Source organism: Paenibacillus sp. 1-18 (genome assembly GCF_000520755.1).
GTDB classification, from domain to species: domain Bacteria; phylum Bacillota; class Bacilli; order Paenibacillales; family Paenibacillaceae; genus Paenibacillus; species Paenibacillus brasilensis.
In genome coordinates, this window is sequence record NZ_ASSB01000100.1 from 1 (window position 1) to 383 (window position 383).

1 protein-coding gene is annotated in these 383 nt (G+C 66.8%); it reads left to right on the top strand.

From position 1 onward, the window contains the following. Positions 1 to 383, top strand: a 383-nt coding sequence (locus tag L693_RS27765) for an SNF2 helicase-associated domain-containing protein (RefSeq protein ID WP_331281071.1), incomplete at both ends; no start/stop codon positions are given.

Genomic DNA, 383 nt, shown 5'->3' on the forward strand with positions numbered 1-383 from the left:
TCTGAGTTCGCCGAGCTGGTGGCCCGCAACGAGCGCTTGGTACGCTTCCGCGGGCAATGGATCGCGCTCGACCCCGCGCTGCTCGCGCAGATCCGCCGAGCGATGGCCGGGATCGACAGCTCTCAGGGCCTGTCCTTTCAGGACATCCTGCAGCTGCACCTGCTCGGCAATGCCGATGAGCCTGAAGGCGACGCCTCAGGCGAGCAGCCAGAGGACGCGGCGCGCTTCCGGCTGGAGGTCGAGCTGAACGCGCATCTGCTGAAGCTGATCAGCCAGCTTGGACGGCAGTCGGAATGGCCTGCACTGGACGTGCCGGACGGACTGCAAGCCGAGCTGCGGACCTATCAGCGGGACGGCTACGCGTGGCTTGCCTTTTTGCGGCG